This window comes from Bartonella sp. B17 (assembly GCF_053795755.1).
The window spans coordinates 1,600,186-1,617,063 of sequence record NZ_CP200032.1 but is presented as its reverse complement, the minus strand read 5'-3'; the positions used below and the strand labels follow the sequence as shown (position 1 = coordinate 1,617,063).

The 16,878-nt window shown below is 36.0% G+C and carries 14 protein-coding genes; 8 read left to right on the top strand and 6 right to left on the bottom strand.

Features of this window, described 5'->3' with window-relative positions:
- Positions 1-106: 106 nt before the first annotated feature.
- The 4 genes from cyoE (at position 107) to rnhA (ending at position 3,730) form a co-directional block, all read left to right on the top strand.
- Positions 107-1,042, top strand: a complete 936-nt coding sequence (gene cyoE / locus V4B18_RS07330; protein WP_455475770.1) for a heme o synthase — start codon at positions 107-109, stop codon at positions 1,040-1,042.
- Positions 1,043-1,242: 200 nt separating this feature from the next.
- Positions 1,243-2,274 carry a 4-hydroxy-3-methylbut-2-enyl diphosphate reductase gene (gene ispH / locus V4B18_RS07325; RefSeq protein WP_455475769.1) on the top strand — a complete coding sequence of 344 codons (1,032 nt, stop codon included), beginning with the start codon at positions 1,243-1,245 and terminating at the stop codon, positions 2,272-2,274.
- A gap of 23 nt (positions 2,275-2,297) precedes the next feature.
- Positions 2,298-3,257 carry a homoserine kinase gene (locus V4B18_RS07320; RefSeq protein WP_455475768.1) on the top strand — a complete coding sequence of 320 codons (960 nt, stop codon included), beginning with the start codon at positions 2,298-2,300 and terminating at the stop codon, positions 3,255-3,257.
- A gap of 5 nt (positions 3,258-3,262) precedes the next feature.
- Positions 3,263-3,730 carry a ribonuclease HI gene (rnhA, locus tag V4B18_RS07315; protein WP_455475767.1) on the top strand — a complete coding sequence of 156 codons (468 nt, stop codon included), beginning with the start codon at positions 3,263-3,265 and terminating at the stop codon, positions 3,728-3,730.
- Positions 3,731-3,781: 51 nt separating this feature from the next.
- Here rnhA and V4B18_RS07310 read toward each other — a convergent pair whose 3' ends face one another.
- Positions 3,782-4,639, bottom strand: coding sequence for a protein-disulfide reductase DsbD domain-containing protein (locus V4B18_RS07310; RefSeq protein ID WP_455475766.1), 858 nt, complete (start codon positions 4,637-4,639; stop codon positions 3,782-3,784).
- Between the two features lie 68 nt (positions 4,640-4,707).
- On the opposite strand from V4B18_RS07310, the gene V4B18_RS07305 reads away from it, so the two are divergent.
- Complete coding sequence (locus V4B18_RS07305) at positions 4,708-5,292, top strand: YqgE/AlgH family protein (RefSeq protein WP_455476558.1); 585 nt, start codon at positions 4,708-4,710, stop codon at positions 5,290-5,292.
- A gap of 55 nt (positions 5,293-5,347) precedes the next feature.
- Here V4B18_RS07305 and V4B18_RS07300 read toward each other — a convergent pair whose 3' ends face one another.
- From V4B18_RS07300 to V4B18_RS07285, 4 genes are all read right to left on the bottom strand, one after another.
- Entirely contained in the window at positions 5,348-8,227 is a 2,880-nt protein-coding gene (locus V4B18_RS07300) for an EAL domain-containing protein (RefSeq protein WP_455475765.1), read from the bottom strand.
- A gap of 446 nt (positions 8,228-8,673) precedes the next feature.
- On the bottom strand, positions 8,674-9,945 hold the full coding sequence (locus V4B18_RS07295; protein WP_455475764.1) for a M16 family metallopeptidase: 1,272 nt from the start codon (positions 9,943-9,945) through the stop codon (positions 8,674-8,676).
- 82 nt (positions 9,946-10,027) lie between these two features.
- Entirely contained in the window at positions 10,028-11,425 is a 1,398-nt protein-coding gene (gene thrC, locus V4B18_RS07290) for a threonine synthase (protein ID WP_455475763.1), read from the bottom strand.
- 645 nt (positions 11,426-12,070) lie between these two features.
- Positions 12,071-12,772 (bottom strand): HAD family hydrolase, encoded by a 702-nt coding sequence (locus V4B18_RS07285; protein ID WP_455475762.1) that lies wholly within the window; start codon positions 12,770-12,772, stop codon positions 12,071-12,073.
- Between the two features lie 323 nt (positions 12,773-13,095).
- On the opposite strand from V4B18_RS07285, the gene V4B18_RS07280 reads away from it, so the two are divergent.
- Positions 13,096-14,238 carry a DNA methyltransferase gene (locus tag V4B18_RS07280; RefSeq protein WP_455475761.1) on the top strand — a complete coding sequence of 381 codons (1,143 nt, stop codon included), beginning with the start codon at positions 13,096-13,098 and terminating at the stop codon, positions 14,236-14,238.
- Positions 14,239-14,289: 51 nt separating this feature from the next.
- On the opposite strand, the gene mutY is transcribed toward V4B18_RS07280, so the two are convergent.
- The gene (gene mutY, locus V4B18_RS07275; RefSeq protein ID WP_455475760.1) at positions 14,290-15,348 is read right to left on the bottom strand and encodes an A/G-specific adenine glycosylase; all 1,059 of its coding nucleotides are present in this window, start codon (positions 15,346-15,348) and stop codon (positions 14,290-14,292) included.
- Positions 15,349-15,537: 189 nt separating this feature from the next.
- Between mutY and V4B18_RS07270 the strand changes: the two genes are divergently transcribed.
- Together V4B18_RS07270 and V4B18_RS07265 are read left to right on the top strand one after the other, a co-directional pair.
- A complete protein-coding gene (locus V4B18_RS07270; RefSeq protein ID WP_455475759.1) occupies positions 15,538-16,038 on the top strand; it encodes a DUF721 domain-containing protein in 501 nt (166 codons plus the stop codon).
- Between the two features lie 86 nt (positions 16,039-16,124).
- On the top strand, positions 16,125-16,775 hold the full coding sequence (locus V4B18_RS07265; RefSeq protein ID WP_455475758.1) for a DsbA family protein: 651 nt from the start codon (positions 16,125-16,127) through the stop codon (positions 16,773-16,775).
- Positions 16,776-16,878 lie beyond the last annotated feature (103 nt).

The following is a 16,878-nucleotide window of genomic DNA, read 5'->3' as shown; positions in this document are numbered from 1 at the left end:
GTATTCTATATGTTTTCAAAAGTGTTATGATATTAATTGCATTGTTCCAATATGTCCGAACAGTATTTTTTTGTAGGTGCAAGGGTGGAAAAGGTATTTAAGTGGGATGTCTATTTCTGGAGAATTATCGGCTGCAAGTGGTAAATCAATTCCACCAGAATCGAGTGTTTATGATTATATTACGTTATTAAAACCGCGCGTTATGTCACTGGTTGTATTCACAGCTGTGGTTGGGCTGGTTGTGTCACCTGTCTCTATGAGTCTATTATATAGCCTTTTGGCAATTTTGTGTATTGCTGTAGGCGGTGGTGGTGCAGGGGCGCTTAATATGTGGTATGATGCTGATATTGATGCGGTGATGGAGCGTACCAAGAATCGTCCTATTCCTACTGGTAAAATTAGCCCTAGAAATGCATTTATTTTTGGCATTGTTCTTTCTACACTTTCGGTGTTGATTATGGGAGGGATTATTAATTGGTTTGCAGCATTTCTTCTTGCGTTTACAATCTTCTTTTATATCGTTATCTACACAATTTGGCTAAAGCGTGTAACGCCGCAAAATATTGTTATTGGTGGTGCAGCTGGGGCATTTCCACCCATGATTGGATGGGCCGCAACAACGGGGACAGTAAGTATTAATAGCTTTTTGTTATTTTTGATTATTTTTATGTGGACCCCACCGCATTTTTGGTCTCTTTCTTTATTTTCATCTCTTGATTATGGAGCGGCAGGCATTCCTATGATGCCTAATGTACGTGGCGAGCGTTCAACGAAAAAACAGATTTTATTTTATACCATTCTGACGGCAATATGTGCCATTGGACCTTATATTACTGGGTTTGCGGGAATTTTCTATGGAATTTTATCGACAATTTTGAGCGTTATCTTTGTTTATTTTGCTTATCGCTTATTAAAAGCTGATATGCAGGATGTGACTATTTCGATGGCAAAAAGAATGTTTTTCTTTTCGTTATTTTATTTGGCTGCTATATTCGGAATTCTTTTGATTGAATCTCTTGTTTGGTCTTTTGTTTTGCTCTAATACAATAAAATTAATACAAATAGCCAAATCAGAATAGCTTTTCTTGTATAAAAATCATAAATAGTGGCATCACATATGTAGTACTATTATAGTAAAGAGAGCGTTTTCAGGTTTTTCTCTTTAACGCTGTTTGTGTAGCACATACATAATGGTATTCCATTTGAATATGTAGTTAAAGTTATAGATATTAAGGATGGTTTATGTCTGTACTCCCCCCTTTAACAATGCGTCTTTGTGGTCCGCGTGGATTTTGTGCAGGGGTTGATCGTGCCATTCAGATTGTCATTCTTGCATTAAAAAAATATGGTGCTCCAGTGTATGTTCGTCATGAAATTGTGCACAATCGCTATGTGGTCGAGGGACTACAGCAACGGGGTGCTATTTTTGTGGAAGAACTTAATGAAATTCCAGAAGAACATCGCAGTCAACCTGTTATATTTTCTGCCCATGGTGTGCCAAAATCTGTAGCAGAAGAAGCTCTACACTATAATTTGTTTTATTTAGATGCGACATGTCCATTGGTTTCTAAGGTTCATAAACAAGCAATACGGCATCAACGCCATGGTCGCCATGTTATATTGATTGGTCATGCTGGTCACCCTGAGGTGATAGGAACAATGGGACAGCTTGAACAAGGGGCTGTTACGTTAATTGAAACGGTAGAAGACGCGCTACATTACCAACCAAATGATCCAGATAAATTGGGATTTGTGACACAAACAACACTTTCTGTTGAAGATACAGCAGGGATTCTTGATATTTTACAAGAACGCTTTCCTACATTGCAAGCACCAGCTGCTGAATCAATTTGCTATGCTACTACAAATCGCCAAAATGCTGTTAAAGCGGCAGCATTGGGGAGTGATTTGTTTTTGGTTGTTGGTGCACCAAACTCCTCTAATTCACGGCGCTTAGTAGAGGTTGCTGAAAGGTTTGGTGCACGGCAATCTATTTTAGTTCAACGGGCTGATGAAATTAATTTTGATCGTTTAGGTTCTCTTTCCGTTGTTGGTCTCTCAGCAGGGGCATCTGCTCCTGAAATTATTGTTGATGAAATTATTTCAGCCTTTCGAAAACATTATGATGTTACGATAGATTTGGCTGAAACAGTAGTGGAAATGGAAAGATTTTTGGTTAACCGTGAATTACGCAATGTCGTTTTAACTTCTCAAGATATGGCTTTTGTTAATGGTCAAGCTAAAACGATAAAAAACAAAAATCAGGATATGTAAATGTTCAGAATGAAAACAAAATAATGGCGGTTCATACAAATATTCATCCAAATGATTTGAAGGCATTTTTGACGCGTTATTCAATAGGTTCGCTTCTATCCTATCAAGGTATAGAAGAAGGTATCGAAAATTCTAATTTTATGCTGCATACGACAAATGGGAAGTTTATTTTAACACTTTATGAAAAACGTATTTCAAAAGACGATTTGCCTTTTTTTTGTAGTCTTATGCAGTACTTAAATAAACGTGGAATTTTATGTCCTCAACCAATAGTTCAAAATGATGGAGCTATGATTGGTGAATTATCAGGACGTTTTGCTGCTATTATTACTTTTTTGGAAGGAACGTGGGTTCGTCAGCCTGATGTATATCATTGCTGTGAAGTAGGGAGTAGTTTAGCTCAATTACATTTAGCAGGACAGGGGTTTTCACTTAGTCGTCAGAATACTCTTTCCCTCACAGATTGGAAACTGTTATGGAAAAGTTGCCAAATGGTGGAAGATCCGCTGCTTGAAGAGTTTGAAAAAAAAATTAATACAGAGTTAGCATTTTTAGAAGAAAATTGGCCGTCGAATTTGCCAACAGGTATTATTCATGCTGATTTATTTAATGATAATGTATTTTTCTTGAACCATCGTCTTTCTGGTATTATAGATTTCTATTTTGCTTGTAACGATTTTTTTGCTTATGATCTAGCTATCTGTTTAAATGCTTGGTGTTTTGAAAACGATCATTCTTATAACCTTACAAAAGCGCATGGGCTAATAGAAAATTATCAAAAAATAAGGACATTGGTGCCTTTAGAATTGGATGCAATGATTTTGTTGGCACGTGGTGCGGCTTTGCGGTTTTTACTTACACGCCTTTACGATTGGTTCAATACACCACCGAGTAGTTTTGTCGTTAGAAAAGATCCATGGGAATATTGGCACAAGCTTTGTTTTTTCAGTCATGCAAATTTTTTGAGTGAATTAGGTTTTTGAATTTTATGTTAAATCAGCAAAAAGTTGTTGAAATTTACACGGATGGTGCTTGCTCAGGTAATCCTGGAATTGGAGGATGGGGGGCTATTTTACGCTGGAATGGGCATGAGCGTGAGCTTTGTGGTGGAGAAATCTACACGACCAATAATAAAATGGAACTGATGGCGGCAATTTGTGCGTTGAAAGCACTTAAAGAATCTTGTTTGGTCGATCTTTATACAGACTCAATTTATGTCCGAAACGGTATATCTGTATGGCTTGAAGGTTGGAAGAAGAATAATTGGCGTACTGCGTCAAAAAAGCCTGTTAAAAATATGGAGTTATGGCAAGCTCTTGAAGATGCCTGTTCTTATCATACTGTCAGGTGGCATTGGGTGAAAGGGCATGTTGGTCACCCTGATAATGAACGTGCAGATGCACTTGCACGTCAAGCGATTACTCAATATCGTGAAAGTGGGTGCTTCCTAGCATAAATTTGGTTTAAAAGTCTTTCTTTTTATAATTATAGAGTAGCACAGTTTTGTTTATTGCTTGTGAAGCATGAACGTTCCACTTAAAGCGTAGTCTTTAAAGGAAACTGTATAAAAAACTATTTGGTTTATTTTATCTGGTATGAAATAGATAGGAGCGCTAAAAAGCGTGCATTCCGCGTTATTACTTATTTTTTTAGCTGGCCCAATTTGCATTTCTCCTCCATCTAAAAAGAGAGAGGATGGTGCGGTTTTGTTGTTATTTCCTATTTTTATGAGGAGGGCGTTTGTATCTTGCTGAACACTTATTTGAAATTCATCATGTGTTGTGCGAGGTAGAGAGGCTTGAGCATCTTTTAATAAGTACATAGGAAGATGTTTGTTTTTTGAGGAAGACGGTGAAAAATTAAAGTGAACAGTAAATGGAATACAGATTTCATTACATATTCCAAAAGTGAAAGAGCCACTTAAATCTTTTCCTGAATCAGAAACAGTGAAAGGGAATATCACTTTACCCTTGTAGCCTAATGTCCAGTCGTTTTCTGTTTCATAAAGTTGTGGTGTAGGATAAAAAATTTCGTAAGAAACCTTTTGGTTAAAGTTAAAAAATGGTGCCATGCCTGAATTTCCTGGATTACGCCAGTAGGTTTTCCACCCTGGTTTAAGTATAATTTCAATAATACCATTTCTTACTCCGGAAAGAGATGGCGTAGTAGTAGCTAGTCTGACACGTCCTCCATCTGATTCATACCAAGGTGTTGCAGAAAGATGTGATTTTTGTTTTTTTGGGTCACTTAGAGAGACGTTAACTAATCCTAAAAATATGAATGCTATACTTAATGTGGCAAAAAGTTTTTTATGAAAAAAAGTTGAGATACTTTTAAAATTTGTAAAGATTTGAGCTTTTTTCATTTGAACTTTATTTTTTTGTAGCAATTGAACTGAATTTTAACGTATGAATAACGGAGAATAACAGATTGATAAATAAGCATGATGGCTTTTTAGGCGGACAATTACTTATAGCAATGCCTGGGATGAATGACAAATGCTTTATTCGTTCTGTTATTTATGTTTGTGCGCATTCTGATGCTGGCGCTATGGGGATTATTCTCAATCAATTACACTATGTTGATTTTCCAGAGCTTTTGCTTCATCTTAGGGTGATAAATGATACCCAAAAAAGATATCTTCCTGAGGCAATAAAAAAGTTGCCTGTGCGTTATGGTGGGCCTGTTGAGCCATCGCGCGGCTTTGTACTTCATTCAGATGATTACGTTTGTGAAGAAACCATTCCTGTTGCAAACCGGATCTGCTTTACTGCAACTGTTGATATACTAAAAGCGATCAGTTGTGAACAAGGTCCTCAACAGGCGCTTATAGCGCTAGGTTATGCAGGATGGCAAGCAGGACAGCTTGAGGCTGAAATTTCTGCAAACAGTTGGCTAATTAATCCTGCATCGCCAAGTTTTCTTTTTGAAAGCAATTTAGATCGTAAATACGATGAAATCTTGATGCGTATGGGAATTAATCCAACTTATCTTGTTTCCGAAATGGGACATGCGTAGAGATTTGTACTATTTTTTAATTCATATTCTGAAATATCTTAACTTTGTTTACGTTTTAAGTTTTATAAGAAAAGTGATTTTGTACGAGAGTAATTAACTCTTCGAGGGCAATTGGTTTAGTAACAAGCGTGCTTTGAACATATTTACAGCCTTCTTTGTTCAGGAATATGGCTTCTTTTTCATTCTCAACACCTTCTGCGATAATTTGTAAATTAAGATCTTTTGCCATATTGATAATGGACTTGAGAATAAGCTTTTTCTTAGGTGAATCGATTGAGATGAGTGAGCGATCCAATTTAACCATATCGAATGGATAACGGACAAGATAAGTAAGTGATGAATAACCTGTTCCAAAATTATCCAACGCAAGACTCATTCCTAATGCTTTAATCTGTTCAAGAAAATGCGCTGATTGTTCAGGATTTTTCCGTAAGACAAACTCAGATATTTCTATCATTAAGCACCCTTTATTGAGCGGGTGGCGAAGCAGAATGGAGCGCAGCTGGCTTATAAAGCTAGGATGAATCATCTCCGGACTTGGTAAATTTATTGAAATGAAGAAAGATTGTTGGGAAAATTTTTCTTGTATATTTGTAAGATCAATAATAGCATTATCAATGATAAATTGAGCTAAATCCATCACGATCTGTTCATTTTCTACGATTTTTATAAAATCAGAGACATTTAAATTTCCATAATTTGGATGATGCCATTCTACAATTGTTTCAAATCCAATAACTTGTCCATCTGATAAATTAAGAATAGGATGGTAAAGGATTTTCATTTCATTACGTTTTATAGCATAATGAATGTCCTTCTCCATGCTGTTATGTTCAAGACCCAGAGTGCGAAAATTAGGACGAAAAGGTTCAATATGATTACCGCCCATTTGTTTCGCGCGAATCATAGCTAATTCACTATCATTAAAAATGTCTTTAGCAGTTGATCTGCTTTCACTCCATGTAACTAGTCCGATTGATGTTGAAAGTATTATTTTTTTTTCTGAAAGTGAAATAGGTGCTGAAATTGTTTTATGCAAATGTTCTGCAAATGCTGCAATTTTTTGCGGTTCAGTTTCGCTTAGCAAAATAATTGCAAAACGATCTGCAGAAAGACGTGACAAAGTGTCTTGAAAATTAATGAGACGATTCAAACGGCGCGCAATTATAAGCAGCACGGTATCTCCGACAGCTATGCCCAATTTGCGATTAATTTGACAAAAATTATCAAAATCAATCATAAAAACTGTTGGTCTAATTTTAATATTTGCCTTTGCCAAAGAAGTATAATTTTGTAGCCTGTCGAGGAAGATTTGTTTGTTGGGAAGACCAGTTAAGCTGTCATAAATTGAATCATGCAATAAGCGCTCTTCGGCTTTTTTGTGGTTAGTAATATTAACAATAGTTCCAATGATACGCGTTATTTTTCCATCTTTTTGCATAGCAGGACGTGCGCGAAGAGAAAACCAATGATAATAGCCTCCACCTGAAGATAGCCGAAAAATTTGATCAATGCGCCCTTTTTTATTTTTTAGAATGATATCTAATACGGCTTGAAAGCGTTCACGATCATCATAATGCAAAGCTGAAATCCAGTTGTTCATAGAGCCATTAAGTTTGCGTGTTTCAGTGCCAAAAAGAGTTGACATATCTGGGTGAACAACGATTTTGTCACGTTCAACATTCCAGTCCCAAATAATATTTCCAGCCCCTTTTGATGCAAGAACTTGTTGTTCAAGGTCGGAGAATATTCCTTCATGGAACGCATCATTAGAAAAAGTTTGTTGCATGACAGTAAAGCTGATAAGAAGAACGATAAGTACTAATCCTCCCGCCAAGGCTGGTTGAATAATATCATTGTTTAAATATCCTGCTATACAAGCGTACGCTCCAAAGCACCAGAAGCTAGTTAACAACCACGTTGGGATGAGCATGATTGCACGATCATAGTTTTGGATAGAAAAATAACCAATTAAGAGTATACCAATTACGGTGGTGAAGCCAAATGATAGGCGAGCAATTCCAGCTGCTCTAGTTGGATCGTAAATAGCAAATGCTCCAAGGCTACAAAGAGCTATGATCCAAGCGATTGCACCATAACTAAAATGATAGTGCCAGCGATTAAGACGTAGATATGTAAACAAGAAAATAAAGAATGTAGCGGCAAGTGCTACTTCTGTACTAGCACGCCAGATCGGTTGCGTTGTTAGTGTAACAGCAAAGAATTTGTTTAAAAAATTGAAGTCGATCCCAATATAAAAAAGAACCGCCCAAGCAACAGCGGCTGTTGCAGGAAAGAGGCTTGTTCCACGAACGACAAAGAGGACAGTTAACAAAAGTGCTAATAGACCTGATATCCCAAGAAGAATACCATGATAAAGCGTATAAGAATTTATTGCATCCTTATAAGCTTCAGGTTTCCATAAATAAATTTGTGGTAGATTCGCGGAATTGAGTTCAGCAATAAACGTAACGACAGCACCAGGATTAAGGGTAATACGAAAGATGTCTGAATTTGCGCTGGCTTGGCGATCGAGAGAAAATCCTTCACTTGGAGTGATGGATTGAATCCGCATTGATCCAAGGTCTGGCCAAAGAAAGCCTGAATGAGCCATGCGATAATGAGGTGCAACTATGAGACGGTCGATTTGCTCATCTGTTGGGTTTGCAAGAGAAAATACTGCCCAATTTCCAGAAAAATTTTTACTTTTTGCCTGCACTTCAATGCGCCATACAATACCATCTTGTCTTGGTGCTGTACTTGTTTGAAAAATAGAGTTATTTGTGTGATGAATTTCTATTGCTTTTGAGAGGTCAAGAGCGGCATCCTTGGGAGAAATTTTAACTGGTTCAATGGCTTGTGCCGATGTAAGATAGACAAAAGAGTTGACGATTATAACAAAAATGATATCAATTATTTTACGCAAACTCTTCACAATATACCACTCTTAGCATTTTTAGAATGTTTAATTTTTACTTAGATTTTCGAAAAGATGCATCCACTTTTTATAATTTGTTTTATATAAATAAACGGCCGTTATTTTCTTTTGAAAAAGTTATACGATCTTACACAAAAGTAAATCAGATAATTGCTTGCTTCAATGAAACATAAAACTAATAGAATTTTACATTTTAAAGAAATAAAATTATTAGTTTTCAAATTTTGCAGATATACTCTTGCTCACTAACTGTTTATCACACGAAGTGTAAGTTGGATAGTTTTGTATACCATTTTGAAAAATATTTCCAAAACTTATTCAGTAAAAAAAGAATTTTAGTGGTGAATTTTATTATAGCGTTTATGCGTATCATTATACAGATGTTTTTAAAAGCATGTTTTACATATATGCATTAAAATGTTTGAAGAGAGCGGTATTCAGTCTTATTTATTGGATGAGAGAGTTGATGTTAAATCATCAAAGTGTATGAGAGGCCCAACAGGTCCGACGGCTGCTAGTGTTGGAGTGGAATTAATAAAAAGACGAGTAGCTAAATCAGTTAATCTTGCGGGAGTAATAAGTTCTAAGCGTTCAATTGTTTCTGATATGGGAATTGGTCGACCATAAAGAAGAATTTGTCGGGCAATTAGGTGCGCCTTACTGGATGGATTTTCTTGTGACATTATAAGGTTAGCGCGATATTGTGCTTGTGCGCGTTGAAGTTCATTTGCATGGATATTTTTTCCTACCTTAGAGAGTTCATCAAGAATTACAGGGAGCAGCTTTTTTAGCTTATCTTGTCCAGTGGCGGCGTGAATGCCAAAAAGTCCAGTATCTGAAAATCCCCAATGAAAAGCATAAATAGAATAGCATAATCCATGTTTTTCTCTCACTTCTTGGAAAAGGCGTGATGACATGCTGCCGCCAAGAATAATTGAAAGAATTTGGGTAGCATAAAAGTCGCGTGCATGATAGGCACGCCCTTCAAAACCGAGAACAACTTGTGTATCCATTAAATCTCGATATTCGCGAAAATCGCCGCCAACATAATTTGCAAGGCTAGCAAGAGGTGCTGTTGAATGGGGACGAAAAGTACTAAGACGGCTTTCTACTTCTTGCAGAAAATCTTTGTGCTGTACTGCTCCTGCGGCAACAACTATCATACGATCTGCACTATATTGCTTATTCATAAAATTATGGATATCAGCAGATGTAAATGATTGAATTGTTTTTGGTGTTCCTAAAATCGAACGGCCAAAAGATTGGTGACGAAAAGCTGTTTCGGTAAGGTAATCAAAGACAATATCATCAGGAGTATCACGAGCAGCACCAATTTCTTGAAAAACTACTTGCTTTTCTCGTTCTAATTCGTCTTCATCAAATTTTGAATTCATCAGAATATCAGCTAAAATATCAATGGCAAGTGGGATATCATCTTTGAGAACACGTGCAAAGTAGGCAGTTGTTTCAGTACTTGTGGTGGCATTAATTTCACCGCCAACATCTTCAATATCAGCTGCAATTTGAAAGGCTGTACGGTTTTCAGTTCCCTTAAAGGCCATATGTTCAAGAAGATGGGCGATGCCATGCTGTGTGAGGGATTCATTGCGTGAGCCGACTTTAATCCATATTCCAAGCGCGACACTATCAATGTGTTGCATTGTGTGTGTGGCAATAGTCAAACCATTACTAAGGCGACTGATATTTACACCCATGTGTTTACGACTCCATTAAATAAGCCCAGTGTCTTGCTGTAAAGACATTGGAGTATTGTTATTTAAGTTAACGCAATGAACCTTAATAAGATGCACGTGATTTTAAAGCAATGTAGTCTTTTACTATTTTTTCATCATTAGCAAGACTTATAAAGTGCTCTTTGCGTTCCATTAGATCGTTTAAACAAGATGGCCATGGGGCATCAATACCACAGGCACTTTTAATTACATCAGGAAATTTAACAGGATGAGCGGTAGCAAGGATGATCATCGGAATATGTGGTTGCTTGTTTTTACGCGCAACTTTAAGGGCAACAGCTGTATGTGGATCAACGAGGTAGCCGCTTTCTTTATAAATGCCGTCAATTGTTTGAGCTGTTTCAGTCATATTACTTTTCCCAGCAGAAAATAGGGAACGAATATTTTTAAGCTGTTTTTCATCAAGATGGAAACGTCCTGATTTTTTTAAATTTTCCATTGCATTGCGAATCCACACGGGATCACGGTCACTACTTTCAAATAGCAATCGTTCAAAATTAGAGGAGACTTGAATATCCATAGAGGGCGATGTTGTATGAGTTATCGGTCGTATTTCATAAATGCCACTAGTTAATGTGCGTACAAGGATGTCATTATCATTTGTTGCGATGATCAGCTGTGCAATAGGTAATCCCATACGGGCTGCGACATAACCCGCAAAAATGTCGCCAAAATTCCCAGTAGGAACGGTAAATGAGACCGATCTATCGGGAGCACCTAAGGAAAGCGCGGATGAGAAATAATAAACAACTTGTGCCATGATTCGCGCCCAATTTATAGAATTAACTCCTGAAAGCGCTTTTTTTTGACGAAAATCATGGTCATTAAACATTGCTTTAACGAGTGCTTGGCAATCATCAAAATTTCCTTCTATGGCTATGGCATGAATATTTGTGCTTTTATTAGTTGTCATCTGCCTTTGTTGAATGGGTGATACGCGCCCTTTAGGAAACAGAATAAAAATGTCTGCGTGTCCACTTTCAGCGAAAGCTTGCACTGCTGCACCCCCTGTATCTCCTGATGTGGCACCAACAATTGTTGCACATCTATTTTTTTTAGTGAGAATGTAGTCCATTAGTCTGGAGAGAAACTGCATTGCAACATCTTTAAATGCTAAAGTAGGACCGTGAAAAAGTTCAAGAATAAATTCATCAGAGCCAATTTGCAGCAATGGACAAGTTGCAGGATGATGGAAGGTAGCATAAGATTCGGCAATTATCTTTTCAAAAGATGTGTATTCAATTTCATTATCTACAAAAGGCCAAAGAATAGTTTTTGCAATTGTTGTGTAAGATTGTCCGCGAAGCGCTCGTAATGCATCTGGTGATAAGTGAGGAAATTTTTCTGGAAGATAAAGACCGCCATCACTAGCTAACCCAGTCATGATAGTTTCAGTAAATCCTAAAGCAGGAGCTTCACCTCTCGTGCTGATATATTTCATGTGTCTTTTCCTTTATTTCCGGTAGGTTGATGAAGTTATCTATTTTACGCTTTTAACGATATAAAAATTATTCAATGAATGGAAGTTTTATTGGTCTAGTAGATAGTAGCTTTTTTATAATTTTTTTTATCTTATTATATTGCTTTAAATTTATATGATAATATATTGTTTTTAATAATTTTCATTATAATATTTAATTGTTGTGTTTATAGTTCAATTGTTTTTTTATTGGTGGATAATTTATTATAATGAATGTTTTACATGCATGCGATATAATCTGGATAAGGAAGGTACGTTGAGCATTACTTTATAATGTTTATGCATAAAGAATACGCCTTATGAAACTTTTTTCATGTGGGTACAACTTTGAACTGTGTATTTGTAGATTATAACTCTAAAGATATTCGACGTGCTATGTCATATCGTTGTTATTGAAAGGAATAAAAAATTTACTTATTTGCAATAATCAGTTTTTATCTAATCCAGGTTAGGCAATATGAGTAAATTTATTATTTATGATAATGGTAAGTCTTAATCACTTTTGTATGCAAATGAGCACAAATATACCTCAATCTAATAAGTGTGTTGCTGCAAAAAAGGTTATTGAATAAGAGGGGTTAGTTGATGTGCGTTTAAGAGACTTTTTTATGATAAGTCTTGCCATACTGCCATCGCTTCTAAGACTTCTACTAAATGAGCATGTTTGGTGATAGATGTTTCGGCGCCAGCATCTACAAGAGCGTTAGAATGGCTAAGATAACTGTGTGATCCGCCAGTAAAACCAATGACGCGCATACCTGCTGTTGTTGCAGCACGTACGCCATAAATAGAATCTTCTATAACAACGGTGTTTGTTGGCTTTGCGTGTAATTGTCGTGTGGCAAAAAGAAAAACATCAGGAGCGGGTTTACTTTTTTTTGTTCCAACTTCGGGGGCAGAAAATATTTTGTCTTTATCATCAAAAAGGTCATAAAGGCCAACAATGGTGAGCATTTCTTTTATATCTATGCTCGCTGCATTAGAGCAAATACAATAAGGATAGCGAGATTTAATAGCTTCTACCGCTTCTCTTATGCCATCGATAGCACGTAATTCAGTTTTTATTTGTTTCCGAAAAAGATTTTCCATTTTATCTACGAGATGAGCAGAAATTGGTTTTTCTGTTTCTTGTTCAACTTTTTTTAAAATATCAAGAAAAGTTAATCCTGAATAAAGCCTACTTACTTCTTCAGGTGATATTTCATACCCTATTTGCTTTAATAATTGAGATCCAATTTTTGCTGCGAGATATTCAGAATCTACTAAAACTCCATCACAATCAAAAATAACAAGATCTATTTGAGGCATAAAATATTCCTTATATTCTGTTTGTAGTTTTAAAAAAACTGCATGAAAAGGACACTGAGAAGATTTTAATTCAAAATATACTTAAAAATGATTCCCATTCATTTTGATGGAGTAGAGGATATGTGAATAGTGTATTTAAAGAAAGAAAAATAAAAATTTTCTCATATAAAATTATCTTATTTTTTTGAAAAAGTAAAAACTAGCATCAATTTTAAATAAGTTTAACGATACATTTACTCTATTTTGTGAATATAGATCAGTAATGCGGGCCTATAAATCATTTTGGTTATAGGACAACTCTATTTCGTTTTGTTGGGTATTTTATGACAGTTCTTCAGCTTCAAAAAGATTTCGTTTATACTCCTACTTCCTCACAGATGCCATGGCGCAACAAAATCTTTAAAGGAGACTGTGTTGCAGTATTGGAAAAACTTCCAAAACATTCAGTTGATATGATTTTTGCGGATCCTCCTTATAATTTACAATTAGAGGGTGCTTTGTATCGTCCAGATCATTCATTGGTTGATGCAGTTAACGATGAATGGGATCAATTTGAAGATTTTGCTGCTTATGATGCTTTTACACGTGCATGGTTGCTTGCTTGTCGTCGTGTATTGAAACCCAATGGAACACTTTGGGTTATTGGATCTTATCATAATATTTTTCGGGTTGGTACAGCATTACAAGATTTAGGCTTTTGGGTTCTTAATGATATCATTTGGCGTAAAAACAACCCCATGCCTAATTTTCGGGGACGACGTTTTCAAAATGCCCATGAAACGCTGATTTGGGCTGTTCGCGATCAAAAAGATAAAAAATACACGTTTAATTATGATGCTTTAAAAGCTGCGAATGAAGATGTGCAAATGCGTTCAGATTGGCTTTTTCCTATTTGTACGGGTGCTGAACGCTTAAAAGATAAAGCAGGGCGTAAATTACATCCAACACAAAAACCACAAGTGTTATTAGCGCGTATTATTATGGCTTCTAGTAAACCAGGTGATGTTATTCTTGATCCGTTTTTTGGTTCAGGAACGACAGGCGCTGTTGCCAAATATCTAGGGCGCGATTTTGTGGGTATTGAGCGCGAGCAACACTACATTGATGCTGCACAGGAGAGGATTGCTGCGGTTAAATCTTTAGATGAATCGGAATTAGCGGTTTTTGATAGAAAAAAAGTAGAACCGCGTGTAGCATTTAATGGTTTGCTTGAAGCAGGTTTATTGCATCCTGGGGACGTTCTTTACGATCGAAAGAAGCAAGTATCGGCTATTGTAAGAGTAGATGGTACTATCATGCATGGTGGTGAAGCTGGTTCTATTCATGCAATGGGAAGAAAGGCTCAAGATTCGCAAAGTTGTAATGGTTGGACATTTTGGTATTACGAGGAAAATGGAAAGTTAAAGTCAATAAATGATTTAAGAGCGATAATACGCTCACAGATGTTAAAAACTGGTGTTCTATAAAAAATAAATGAGTTCATACTTAGGGTTATTTCATTTTGATAGTAGGAAAAGTTATTTAAATCTAAAATAATCAGGGATGGCTGTGGAAATGGCTTTTTTCATAACAGTGGGGAGGGCTTCTTTTGCAAGATAGTTTATGTCACACCACCAGCCGTTTTCCCTTTTTACTTCACGAATACCACTGATATAATACACATCAAGTTTTAGAGAGAAATGGGTAAAAACGTGCGTAATTTGTCCTTTGAATTGCCAATTGGCAGTAAAGGGCGCATTTTGAAGTCCGTTTTCATCGTTTATTCCGATATTGTTGGGGATTTGGGTCATTCCACCGAGTAGTTTTTTATCTTGTCGTTTTTCTAGATAAATTTGGTTATTTTCATTAAGCACAACAAAAGCGACACCCACTTTTAAAGGTCGTTCTTTTTTAGGAGCTTTAATTGGTAACAATTCTGCTATTTGCAATTTTGCTGCTTTACATAAACTTTTAAGAGGGCAAAGGCAACAAGATGGTTTGCGCGGTGTACAAATTGTTGCCCCCAGATCCATCATGGCTTGAGCAAAATCGCCAGGACGATTTAAAGAAACGATTTTTTGTGTTTTTTCTTTAATTTCCGTTTTTGCTTTGGGTAATATTGATTTGATTGCAAACAGGCGAGTTACAACGCGTTCGACATTGCTATCAACAACGGCTACAGGGCAGTTAAACGCAATTGCGGCGATAGCAGCTGCAGTATAATCCCCAATACCAGGAAGAGTTCGTAATGTTTTTACGGATTGTGGAAATTGTCCTGCGAAATTTTGAATCAGCTGCTGAGCGCAATTTTTAAGATTGCGTGCACGTGAATAATATCCAAGACCAGCCCATGCTTTCATAATGTCATCTTGTGAGGCTTTCGCTAAAGAAGGAAGATCAGGCCAAAGATTTATAAATTTTTGAAAATAAGACTTAACAGCTTCAACAGTTGTTTGTTGAAGCATAATCTCAGATAACCAAACCCGATAAGGATCAGGACAGATGCCTTGCATTTGTTCTTTAGGAGTAATGCGCCACGGTAAATGTCGGTGATTTTGATCATACCAAGAAAGAAGATAGAATGGAATTTTATACATGATTGCCTTCAATCATAGGAAAATATAAAATACAAAAAAGTACTTATTTTAAATTTATAACTCATTTTTTCTTTTTATTGTAGGATTTGATTGAATAGGAGTATCGGATTTTGTCGGTATTTGATTAGCTCGTAGGATAATAATTTTTAATGTTATAATTTGACAAACATTTTAAGAATGAACAAAAAAATGAGCAAACAATTTAAAAAGCGCCATTTTTATTCTCTTTTTGAAACTGTAGCGAAAATGCTTGATCCGGTTTTACGCAAGCGAACGGGTCTTAATGTAGCACTTATAGAGCATTGGTTACAGATTGCAGGACACGATATCGCTAAGCATACAATGCCTCTTAAAATTATTTGGAAACGTCGTGTCGATCAGGATGAAATTTTTCAACCTGCAACGCTTGTTATAGCTTGTGAAGGATTTGCTGCATTAAAAGTAATTCATGAAACAGGCGAATTGCTTCATAGAATTAATGCTTTTTTTGGGTATATAGCTATTGATCGTATCAAAATTGAACAAAGATATATAGTTTCTCCTACAGACTGTTTGCCAATAAAGTTGGCTCTAAGTGAAAAAGACAAAAAACATGTAGAAAAGATGCTTGAAAAAATTACAAATAAAAATTTGCGTCAATCACTTTACGAATTTGGCTGTTGCATTTTTGCAGAAAAAAATAATAAATAAAGTAGAGTATTTTAAACTTCTTTTTCATCTAAGTAAGAAGATATTGAATCCTTGTTTATTTAATTAAAAAAAGAAAAGTATTATTTATGATAAATTTTTTTTCTCTTTTATCTTCCGCAATCATTTCAATTTTGGTGATAATTACACAAGTTGATGCAGCAATTGCTTCAGTTCCTATGCCTAAGCCAGTTGCAATTGTTGACATGAGTAAAATTCTTCAATTAAGCAAGGTTAAAGATAAGATTGAGGGAGAAGAAAATGCACCAGTAACAATTGTTGAGTATGCTTCAGTAACCTGTTTTCATTGTGCGAGTTTTTATAATGATGTACTCCCTCAAATTCGTAAAAAATATATCAAAACGGGGAAAGCAAAATTGATTTTTCGAGAATTTGCTTTTGATCCTCGGGCAACGGCAGGCTTTATGTTAGCGCGGTGTGTACCTGAAGATCGTTACTTTCCTTTGATAGGAATTTTATTTGAAAAACAACAGGAGTGGGCTTTTGTGCGAGATGCTTTAACACCGTTAAAGAAAATTGCTTTTATGGCAGGTTTTACTGAAGAGAGTTTTAATGCTTGTCTAACAAATCAGTCTATTCTAAATGAAGTTAATGCATCTTTTGAACATGGAAAAGAATTTGGTGTCAAAGCGACACCTACCTTCTTTATTAATGGTAATATGTATGAAGGTACAATGTCAGTAGAAGCCTTATCCTTGGTGATTGATAGTTTTTTTTAAAATAAGTTTTTTCAGATGGTGAGTATTGATGCTTGTGATCATTGCTTTTTTCCAAAGAAAATTGGTTGTGTGCATTTATTAAGCGACGTTTTTTGATTTTTGG

Excerpts from the sequence above, each read along its gene's own strand:
- cyoE (WP_455475770.1), top strand. The coding sequence starts at position 107 with ATGTCTATTTCTGGAGAATTATCGGCTGCAAGTGGTAAATCAATTCCA.
- ispH (WP_455475769.1), top strand. The coding sequence starts at position 1,243 with ATGTCTGTACTCCCCCCTTTAACAATGCGTCTTTGTGGTCCGCGTGGA.
- V4B18_RS07320 (WP_455475768.1), top strand. The coding sequence starts at position 2,298 with ATGGCGGTTCATACAAATATTCATCCAAATGATTTGAAGGCATTTTTG.
- rnhA (WP_455475767.1), top strand. The coding sequence starts at position 3,263 with ATGTTAAATCAGCAAAAAGTTGTTGAAATTTACACGGATGGTGCTTGC.
- V4B18_RS07310 (WP_455475766.1), bottom strand. The coding sequence starts at position 4,639 with ATGAAAAAAGCTCAAATCTTTACAAATTTTAAAAGTATCTCAACTTTT.
- V4B18_RS07295 (WP_455475764.1), bottom strand. The coding sequence starts at position 9,945 with ATGGGTGTAAATATCAGTCGCCTTAGTAATGGTTTGACTATTGCCACA.
- thrC (WP_455475763.1), bottom strand. The coding sequence starts at position 11,425 with ATGAAATATATCAGCACGAGAGGTGAAGCTCCTGCTTTAGGATTTACT.
- V4B18_RS07285 (WP_455475762.1), bottom strand. The coding sequence starts at position 12,772 with ATGCCTCAAATAGATCTTGTTATTTTTGATTGTGATGGAGTTTTAGTA.
- V4B18_RS07280 (WP_455475761.1), top strand. The coding sequence starts at position 13,096 with ATGACAGTTCTTCAGCTTCAAAAAGATTTCGTTTATACTCCTACTTCC.
- mutY (WP_455475760.1), bottom strand. The coding sequence starts at position 15,348 with ATGTATAAAATTCCATTCTATCTTCTTTCTTGGTATGATCAAAATCAC.
- V4B18_RS07270 (WP_455475759.1), top strand. The coding sequence starts at position 15,538 with ATGAGCAAACAATTTAAAAAGCGCCATTTTTATTCTCTTTTTGAAACT.
- V4B18_RS07265 (WP_455475758.1), top strand. The coding sequence starts at position 16,125 with ATGATAAATTTTTTTTCTCTTTTATCTTCCGCAATCATTTCAATTTTG.